The sequence below is a fragment of the Moorena sp. SIO4A5 genome, assembly GCF_010672005.1.
Taxonomy (GTDB): Bacteria; Cyanobacteriota; Cyanobacteriia; order Cyanobacteriales; family Coleofasciculaceae; genus Moorena.
Genome location: NZ_JAAHHZ010000318.1, coordinates 1 through 5,261, shown reverse-complemented (window position 1 = coordinate 5,261; position 5,261 = coordinate 1). Strand labels below are relative to the sequence as shown.

Annotated in this window: 10 protein-coding genes; 7 read left to right on the top strand and 3 right to left on the bottom strand. The window is 43.5% G+C overall.

All coding sequences use genetic code 11. The features are described 5' to 3' along the window. From F6K57_RS36010 to F6K57_RS36000, 3 genes are all read right to left on the bottom strand, one after another. A partial coding sequence (locus F6K57_RS36010; protein ID WP_293072876.1) for a hypothetical protein occupies nucleotides 1-245 on the bottom strand: 245 nt, incomplete at its 3' end. Nucleotides 246-283: 38 nt separating this feature from the next. Further along, nucleotides 284-730: a SitI3 family protein gene (locus F6K57_RS36005; protein WP_293058576.1), complete on the bottom strand. Its 447-nt coding sequence runs from the start codon at nucleotides 728-730 to the stop codon at nucleotides 284-286. Between the two features lie 26 nt (nucleotides 731-756). After that, nucleotides 757-1,200 (bottom strand): hypothetical protein, encoded by a 444-nt coding sequence (locus F6K57_RS36000; protein ID WP_293058573.1) that lies wholly within the window; start codon nucleotides 1,198-1,200, stop codon nucleotides 757-759. A 421-nt stretch (nucleotides 1,201-1,621) separates the two neighbouring features. Between F6K57_RS36000 and F6K57_RS35995 the strand changes: the two genes are divergently transcribed. The 7 genes from F6K57_RS35995 to crtA form a co-directional block, all read left to right on the top strand. Next, the gene (locus F6K57_RS35995) at nucleotides 1,622-1,837 is read left to right on the top strand and encodes a hypothetical protein (protein ID WP_293031541.1); all 216 of its coding nucleotides are present in this window, start codon (nucleotides 1,622-1,624) and stop codon (nucleotides 1,835-1,837) included. A 353-nt stretch (nucleotides 1,838-2,190) separates the two neighbouring features. After that, a complete protein-coding gene (locus F6K57_RS35990) occupies nucleotides 2,191-2,331 on the top strand; it encodes a hypothetical protein (RefSeq protein ID WP_293058569.1) in 141 nt (46 codons plus the stop codon). A 73-nt stretch (nucleotides 2,332-2,404) separates the two neighbouring features. Next, entirely contained in the window at nucleotides 2,405-2,599 is a 195-nt protein-coding gene (locus tag F6K57_RS35985) for a hypothetical protein (RefSeq protein ID WP_293072871.1), read from the top strand. 355 nt (nucleotides 2,600-2,954) lie between these two features. Then, a complete protein-coding gene (locus tag F6K57_RS35980) occupies nucleotides 2,955-3,125 on the top strand; it encodes a hypothetical protein (protein ID WP_293072868.1) in 171 nt (56 codons plus the stop codon). Between the two features lie 180 nt (nucleotides 3,126-3,305). Continuing rightward, complete coding sequence (locus F6K57_RS35975) at nucleotides 3,306-4,274, top strand: hypothetical protein (protein ID WP_293058563.1); 969 nt, start codon at nucleotides 3,306-3,308, stop codon at nucleotides 4,272-4,274. 27 nt (nucleotides 4,275-4,301) lie between these two features. Next, nucleotides 4,302-4,466: a lasso peptide gene (locus F6K57_RS35970; RefSeq protein ID WP_293058561.1), complete on the top strand. Its 165-nt coding sequence runs from the start codon at nucleotides 4,302-4,304 to the stop codon at nucleotides 4,464-4,466. 252 nt (nucleotides 4,467-4,718) lie between these two features. Further along, on the top strand, nucleotides 4,719-5,261 hold a 543-nt coding region (gene crtA, locus F6K57_RS35965; RefSeq protein ID WP_293072865.1), incomplete at its 3' end, for a cyanoexosortase A.

Sequence of the window (5,261 nt, the reverse complement as noted above, 5' to 3'; positions counted from 1 at the left end):
CTGTAGCAGAATTCTACGCAAAAACTGGTTGCCAGGTGGAGATTCTTACTGGTGATCATGGACTTAAGGCATACCAACCCACTACACCAGCCCCAATTCCCAGACGCAGGAGAAGTAGATGAGCTGATGAAGTGACAAGTGCGATCGCATAAGCGCGGAAGCGAAGCTTCCGGAGCGAAGCGTGACATGCACGGGCTTTGCCCGACGCTGCGCGAACGGTCAATCGCATTTTGTAGGGTGAGCATTGCCTCCAAAAAGCCAAACTAGCCACGGTTAATCTACATCAGGCAGAACAAGGGAAAACCTGTAACTCATAGGTTAATTTAAACTGGTCTATTTCAGAAATAATACTAGGCTCCAGCATCTCTTCATTTAAGATTAATTTATCTCCCAAGCGCTGCAATACAACCGTTTCATAATTAAATAGCAAAACAGCTTCTCCGACAGTCTGCTGTAGCAAAGTTATGGTTGCTCGGATCAGAGTACGCAAGCCCCCTTCATAATCTTGATTGGGATTAATCCGAAAACCAACAACTAAAGTAGGTCGAAAACCAAAGTTTTCCTCAGTAACATCTTGTTCCCATCGATCTTCTACATCAGCATTAATAAGTATTCCTGATGCTTTTAAGTTGTCTTGTCGCCACTCTAAAGCTAACTTTGTAGCTAAGATGTTTAAGGCTTGTTGAGGCTTAAGCTCAGTTACCATCTCTAGGTCGAAATCTAAAGCCATGCTAATCTCTCCTGTCTGTACAAAGGCTAGGGAAAAAATGGGATAACCTTACCATTTATTATCATAATAATCTCCTTAAGATTGTCGATTGGTTTTCTGGCTAGAATATCCTGTAATTCATCAGGATTTACATTGGTGTCATCAAGATTAAGTACAATTCTCTCTGCTTGTCTTCTCTTGACCTTTCTACTTATACCTTTACGAATTTGGTCTGGGTTGGAAGTGGGTGGGGTGTAATGGTCGAATATTTGCCCCTCAATTTTGTAGTCAGGGTTTTTGCCATTGGGAAGAGTGGGTGGATTCTGTTCTACATCATATCCCATTAAGGCAAGGATTGTGGCAGATTCATTTTCTCGTCTTAGCTGACGTTGCATCTCTCTGCTAGCACGGGAGTTAACCTCAGTTTTCTTACCCCTAGGAGTGCCTCCAGGCAATCCTGATGGGATGGTGCGATTTGGCGCTTCAGTCATTTATTTTTGTTTAAGAAGGTGAACAAAATTAATTACACATTTCCCAAAACTCACAGTGCGTACGCATTTTGTAGGGTGGCCATTGCCTGTTTACCACTGCCCTACCTGTCCTGCCCACCCTACAATTAATCTTATTAATTTATAGTTTTTTATAGTTAAGTCTCTGTCGGTGGGCAGTGCCTAGTCAACCTATCCAAAGGTTGACAATTTGTCTTAGGCACTGCCCACCCTACGATTAATTATATCAAAAATGTATAAAAATAAAAACTATTTATTATTCCTTATTACCCTTCCCACCACACTTCCCACACTTCCCAAATTATCTGCATATTTCGTAATAAAAAAAATTCCTAAACCCCTTGACAAATCATTAATTTATTAATAGATTAATATTATACACAGTTTAAAGGTATAGTTTCCAATGAGCAAAAACATTAATCCGAACTCTGAAAACCCAAGTCGCAAATCTAAGAAAGTCAAGCACATATTGATCGGTTCTCCTGAGGAGGTTAAGAAGACAATTTATGCCATTTATTCCCTTAAATACGCCTATCCCGACGAGTGGAGCACTCCGGAGCCTACCGGAAAGCCTGGTGAGGTTATGACCTTTTTGATTCGCTATTTTTACGTAGACTAGGATAGGAATTTGCCAGGGTTTTACGCCCTGGCGACAATGAATAGTGAAGGTTGTTTTGTCGTAAGCATTCAGCGGTCAGCCGTCAGCCGTCAGCCTTGGCCACAAGCCTTTGGCTGATAACTGATAACTGATAGCTGATAGCTGACTAACTCGATCAGAATGTACTAATTGATCAGGAGTTATCTAAATTTGAGTGCAGCTCAGCTGTACTTTTGGAAGCTAATACCATAGAATTCGGTCAAGCATTGGAGTTAACCAGAGCTTGACCGATTTTTTTTTATTGCTATAGCATTTCTATTTGAAGGGAACAGGGAACAGGGAACAGGCAATAGGCATGCTAGCAACAGGTAAGAGTGATTAATCGTAGGGTGGGCAGTGCCTATCAAGGGGATGGCAAGCAAAGGAATCTGTCCAAAGCACTGCCCACCGTAGTTGCACGACATGAACTGAGTGCTACTCGTTTGATTAATCCTAGGGTGGGCAGTGGCTACTAAGGCGATGGCAAGCTTCGTCAATCTCTCAAAAGTACTGCCCACCCTACATGAACCTAAATGAATTGAGATAATTTTGATGGGATATTCCCTACTCCCTACTCCCTACTCCCTACTCCCTGTTCCCTTTGCTATATATTTAGCGTCTTTAAGAAAAATTCATCAAAAATTTTTAGCTCTGTCAGGATTTTATGAAAAACTCAGGAAAGTTTTAGTACTCATTCATCCGGGATTACACGGAACACTCATTGATCAACCTTACTGCTTATAAATGAGTCATAATTAAATGGTTAATTATCTAGTAACGATAGAAAATTATAAATGGGTAATTTGCATCCATTGTCTCTTTTTGGCACCGGTTAATTTCCTGTACAAACCCTTAATCTGAGAGCTGGCACCATTGTGATTAATCTACGATTGATCCTACGGTGGGCAGTGCCTAGGCTGTGTATTTTGGGCATTTTTCGGTTCTAATTGTTCATCCCGGGATCGTGAGCAACGCTCTGAGCCTACAATCCATATATCGCAAGCGACCCACGGTCTCGTTACCTTACACAAAAAGTGCATAAACTTTTTCCTCGGGCCCTAGGACAAAGTGAACAGCCTAGGCAGTGCCTACCAAGGCTATGGCAAGCTTCGGAATCTTTATCAAGCACTGCCCACCCTACATGAACTACCAAACCTATGGCAAGCTTCGGAATCTATCGAAAGCACTGCCCACCCTACATGAACTTTTGCCTTTTGCATGCATGGCTCTTGCCTTGGGCGTAGCGCTATACCTCCAAGCCATTCAATGACATGGTCATCAGAAGACATTCAGCCATTAAAATCAAGCGATGCAGCGCGGTCTTGGGGAGGCAGCGCGGTCTTGGGGGTCTCCCCCATGAGCGACTGCCGTGGTTTCCCCCATGAGCGACTGCATCAAGACAAGGTTGGGAGTAAACAAAGCTACTTTTAAACTATACTCTTCCAGACTTATGTTGCCATTTACTAACGTTTTAGGTCACAGGGACTCTAATTGGTTTTCCTACGTCGCTTATGGGTTAGGGATTCGCTCAGTGCTACCGATTCCGGAGTTTGTGCCCGCAGAGGATAAGAGCGATGTCACTATCACTATCGATCAGGTGGGTTCTGTGTTTGACTATGTACCCCAGGAGGTAATCGAGCAGCCCTTAGCACTTCAAGTAGAAAGGAAGGAAGCGGTCGTCTATGTCAAGGAGGCAGGTGTGTTTTTGGTGCAAGGGGGATGCAAGATTGTCGTCATTCCAGCACCGGATGTGGATGAGTTAAAGCTGCGACTGGCGTTGGTGGGTACCGTAATGGCGATTTTGCTGCAACAGCGGAGCCCGTTAGTACTTCATGCTAGTGCGGTAGAAATAGATGGCAAAGCTGTTTTGTTCTTGGGCAACTCTGGTGAGGGAAAGTCAACGATTGCTGCAGCATTGCAGGCCCAGGGATATGCAGTTGTTGCCGATGATATAGCTCCAGTGAGCTGGGAGGAGGGCAAAGCTATGCTTGCGCCTGGATTTCCTCAAATTAAGATCAGTCGGGAGGTAGCAGAAGTACTGGGTTATGATTGGGAGTCCCTGTGGCAGTTGCATCCAAAGTTAGAAAAGCGGGGTTTGCGGTTAAGACGAAATTTTCCGCAAAGATCGTTACCGATTAGTCGGATTTATTTATTGGCTTCTGGATCCGAGGTAAAGTGCGAGCCGATGAAAAAGCAAGCAAAACTAATAGCTTTGATGCAGCATTCGGAGTTGATGAAGTTATTTAGTTCTGGGGAGGTGATGCAGTTTGAAAGCTGTGCTAGTCTTGCTCAATCTTGCGAAGTGATTTGTTTACGGCGGCCTCGCAACTTGAGCTTGTTATCAGAGTTAGTAAAAGTCGTGGAAGAAGATGTTTGCAGTTCTTTGCTGCTGACAAATAAGGGTTATTTGGCTTGTTGAATTATTCAAAAAAAAGGAGTTAATGAGATGAAACAGGAATGGAATACACCAAAGTTAGAAACCTATGGTTCAGTTGAAGAGATGACGCAAGTGGGTGTTAAGGATATCGCGAATGGCGTAGTCGGAGCTGTAAAGATCGGTAAGTTTCTTTTGCCTAAGGGATTTGGTCTATTTGCGAGTCTTCATATTTGACACTAGATTTTGATTATTTATAAGATAAATTATCTCAATGACGCATTTAGCATGAGTCATTGAGATCAAGATATTAAATGGAAAAGTGAGTGCTTCATTTGGCAATTTATAATTATAAATTAATTTATTTTACGAATAAATTTTTTTGAATTTATGCCTAAAATACAATCTCGGTAAAACTACCCCAGCGATGCAGCGCGGTCTTGGGGAGCCAGTGCGGCCAAAGGGGGTTCCCCCCATGACCGCACTGGCGTGGTTTCCCCCACTCGCGCTTTGCATCAAGACAATGATATGAAAGCAGCTCGATTTTCCCTGGTTAAACAATTAAACATTCCTGCCTTATCGCTCCTAGCAATAGGAGCGGCCTTGATTGCCATTCACCTAACTCTCAATCTCAGAGCCGAAAAATCCTCTCACCTTGCTCTTAGCATTGTATTTTGGCTCGCAGCCTGTTCGACTCTTTGGGACAAACGCTACCAAATTAAACTCGGCAGCGGCATTGTCCCTTTTTTATTTGGTGCATTGCTGATTGCAGGAATTCTTATCAAGAGTGCTGGTCACCCTAGCAAAAAATTCCTTGGCTTTTCACCCTTTATTTCCGTCTTCGGTCTCGCCCTGCTTGCCTCTGGCTTTCGGGGCTTAAAACAATATTGGCAAGAACTCCTCATCCTCTTCACCCTAGGTGTTCCCAAACTTCTGCTGCCCTATCTGCCTAATATCACTCCGATTACCGCCAAATTCTCCGCTTTCCTGCTGTGGTACTCTGGAGCAAATGTCGTGTTGCAAGACTCCTAC

Excerpts from the sequence above, each read along its gene's own strand:
- F6K57_RS36000 (WP_293058573.1), bottom strand. The coding sequence starts at position 1,200 with ATGACTGAAGCGCCAAATCGCACCATCCCATCAGGATTGCCTGGAGGC.
- F6K57_RS35995 (WP_293031541.1), top strand. The coding sequence starts at position 1,622 with ATGAGCAAAAACATTAATCCGAACTCTGAAAACCCAAGTCGCAAATCT.
- F6K57_RS35970 (WP_293058561.1), top strand. The coding sequence starts at position 4,302 with ATGAAACAGGAATGGAATACACCAAAGTTAGAAACCTATGGTTCAGTT.
- F6K57_RS35980 (WP_293072868.1), top strand. The coding sequence starts at position 2,955 with ATGGCAAGCTTCGGAATCTTTATCAAGCACTGCCCACCCTACATGAAC.
- F6K57_RS36005 (WP_293058576.1), bottom strand. The coding sequence starts at position 730 with ATGGCTTTAGATTTCGACCTAGAGATGGTAACTGAGCTTAAGCCTCAA.
- F6K57_RS35975 (WP_293058563.1), top strand. The coding sequence starts at position 3,306 with ATGTTGCCATTTACTAACGTTTTAGGTCACAGGGACTCTAATTGGTTT.